At 56.4% G+C, this 3,408-nt stretch carries 1 protein-coding gene; it reads left to right on the top strand.

Translation table 11 applies throughout. The features are described from left to right. The coding region (locus tag SQ11_RS15195; protein WP_156972530.1) for a condensation domain-containing protein at window positions 1–3,408 on the top strand (3,408 nt) is incomplete at both ends.

Genomic DNA, 3,408 nt, shown 5'->3' with positions numbered 1-3,408 from the left:
GCAGACTATCGCCGCGCTGGCCGCAGTGGTTATCCCGGCAGAAGGACTGGCTGAAACGATACAGAAAAATACAGGAATAATTTCAAAGGGTGCAAGCAGCCTCGTGCCTCTGCTGCCAATCCAGATTGAATTCTTCGAACAGGAGATTCCCGCCCGGCATCACTGGAACCAAGCCGTGCTGCTCAAAAGCAGCCAGCTTCTGGATATCGAATGCCTGGCTCAGGCGTTGGAAGCCGTGGTGCGTCATCACGATGCCCTCCGTTTTCGCTATGTAAAACAATCGGCCGGCGACTGGCAACAGATTTGCGGCGAACCCGCCATTCAGAGTTTGCAGGGTCAGCCATGGGTCCGTCACGCCGCCAATGCCGAACAGTTCGAGGCATTATGCAATGAGGCTCAACGCAGCTTGAACCTGACGGACGGTCCGCTATTGCGGGCCTTGGTCATCGAAATGGTCGATGGCACCCAGCGGCTGCTGCTGATTATTCATCATCTGGTGGTTGACGGTGTTTCCTGGCGTATCCTGCTTGAAGACTTGCAGAATGCCTATGATCAATATCGGACAGGGGCGCCAATCACGCTGCCTGAAAAGACCAGCGGTTACCCGATGTGGGCACAACGACTCCAGACCTACGCTCAAAGCCATGGGGATGAACTACCTTATTGGCAAGGCCTGACAGATATACCCGTCTCTCTTCCCCGGGATTATCCGCAAGGCTTGAACAACCATCAGGCCAGTATGATCCTCAAGCTCGACCGCATGCAGACGCAAGCCTTGCTCAAGCAAGCTCCCGCAGCCTACCGTACCCAGGTTAACGACCTTTTGTTGACTGCGTTAGGAAGCGCCTTATGCCGGTGGAGCGGGCACGAGAAAATCCTGGTCGATCTGGAAGGTCATGGACGCGAAGATTTATATGCGGATATCGATCTTTCGCAAACCGTGGGCTGGTTTACCAGCCTTTACCCGGTGACCCTTGATCCATCCGGTGATTTGGATCAGAGGCTCAAGCGCATCAAGCAGAGCTTGCGGCAAATACCCAACAAGGGACTGGGCTATGGCTTATTTAAATACCATGGTACGCCGGAACAGCGGCGGGCCTTGGCATGCGTACCCAAGGCGGAAGTGGTCTTCAATTATCTAGGGCAGTTCGACGCCAGTTTTGACGAGGCATCATGGACGCTGGCGATCGAGCCTGCGGGTGATTTAATGGATGCGGCCGTAGCACCGAGCCATGACATCTCGATAAATAGCCATGTCTACGCAGGCGAACTCAGTCTGGAAGTGAGCTATAGCCAGACTCGCTATGCCAAAGCCACGATCGAGTCCTTTGTGAAGGACTATCAGGCTGAACTCGAAGGATTGATTATCCATTGCACCAGCGGGATCTGCGGCACCACGCCATCGGATTTTCCCCTGATCCAGGTCACGCAAGATGAGTTGGATGGTTTGCCAATTCCGGCGGAGCAGCTTGATGATCTTTATCCGCTTTCGCCGATGCAATCGGGAATGCTGTTTCATAGCGTATATGATTCCGACGGCAGTCTTTATGTGAATCAGTTGAGAGCCGACGTCGAAGGATTGTACGTGGGGCGATTCAAGGCGGCGTGGCAAGCCGCTGTGGATCGTCATGACGTATTGCGCACAGGCTTCCTGCATCAGCGCGATGTACCGCTTCAGTGGGTAGCTCGAGCTATTGAACTGCCGCTGGCGGAGTATGACTGGCGAGACCCGTCAAGCCGGCAATCAGTGAACCAGGAACGGGATCTGCAGGCGCTGGCCCAGTCGGAGCACGCTCGCGGTTTCGATCTGGCACAACCTCCGCTCATGCGCTTGGCATTGGTGCGCCTCGCTAACAAGAAGTATCACTTTATCTGGACCATTCATCATCTGCTGCTGGACGGCTGGAGTGCTTCCCAGTTGATGAGTGAAGTGTTGCAGCGGTATGGCGGAACGAAGCTGCCTCCATCCGCAGGCCGCTACCGGAATTACATTGAGTGGCTTCAGAGCCGCGATATGCATGCGTCAGAGGCCCATTGGCGAAAACAATTACGCGGCATGGGGGAGCCGACCCGATTGGCTGATGCTTTTCCCACGCATGGCGAAGATGCTCGTTACGATGAATACACAAGTGTCATTGAACGCACGACTACAGCGGGTTTAATCGATTTCGCAAAGCGCGAGCGCGTTACCGTCAATACCCTGATACAAGCTGCCTGGGCATTGCTCTTGAATCGTTACACCTGCCAGCCAGCAGTTGCTTTCGGCGTAACCATTGCAGGCCGCCCGGATGATTTGCCGGGGGCCGACCGGTTGCTCGGGCTTTTTATCAATACGCTGCCCGTGATCGCCATGCTCGATCCAGAGCAGGAAATAGCCGCCTGGCTACGTGAGTTGCAAGCGCAGAATCTGTCCTTGCGTGAACATGGGCATACGCCATTGTATGAGATTCAGCGCTGGGGAAGGCAGAGCGGTCAGGGTTTGTTCGACAGTATTCTGGTGTTCGAAAATTACCCGATGGACGAGGCTTTGCAGCAATTCGCATCCAGCGAGCTGGTCTTTTCTGCCGTCAGAAGCCGGGAAGTTACCAATTATGCCTTGACGGTGTCGGTGACACAGGCAGACACGCTCAATCTTCAATATGGCTACTCTAGTAAGGACTTTTCAGAGATCGAAATAAGCCGCATCGCGGCACAGATGGAAAGGTTACTCCACGAAATTGTGCAGGGCTCGGGGCGCATTCTAGGCGACATTGATATTCTGAGTGGAGAAGAGAAGGCGCAGCTGAAGGCATGGGGGGTGAACGAGCAGCGCTATGCGGATGCCGAGCCGGTGCACCGTTTGATCGAACGGCAGGTGGAGGCCTGTCCGGAGGCGGTGGCGCTGATCTTTGGCGACACCGAGCTGAGCTATGCGGAGCTTAACCGGCGGGCGAACCGGCTGGCGCACCGATTGATTGCCTTGGGTGTCGGGCCCGAGACCAGGGTGGGCATCGCGGTGGAGCGCTCGCTCGAGATGATCGTAGGCCTGCTGGCGATCCTCAAGGCTGGGGGCGCGTATGTGCCGCTGGACCCGGAGTATCCGCAGGAGCGGCTGAACTACATGGTGACGGACAGCGGCATAGGCTTGCTGCTGACGCAAAGCCATATCCGGGCGCGCATACCGCATGCGGCACAGTGCGCGGTGCTGGAACTGGACACGGTGGACGTGAGCGGGGAAGCGGTAGGCAATCCCGCCGTAGGCGTGCACGGGGACAATCTTGTGTATGTCATCTATACCTCCGGCTCTACCGGCAAGCCCAAGGGCGTGGGGCTGGCACATCATGCCCTGGCCAAACATGCCCAGGCAGCGGTGGGCTTCTTTGGCCTGAGCGCGGCCGACCGGATGCTGCTGTTTTCCACCATCAATTT

It is taken from the genome of Nitrosospira sp. NpAV (genome assembly GCF_000832065.1).
Classification (GTDB): Bacteria; Pseudomonadota; Gammaproteobacteria; order Burkholderiales; family Nitrosomonadaceae; genus Nitrosospira.
The sequence above is the reverse complement of the archived record's forward strand: the minus strand, read 5'-3'. Positions and strand labels throughout refer to the sequence as shown.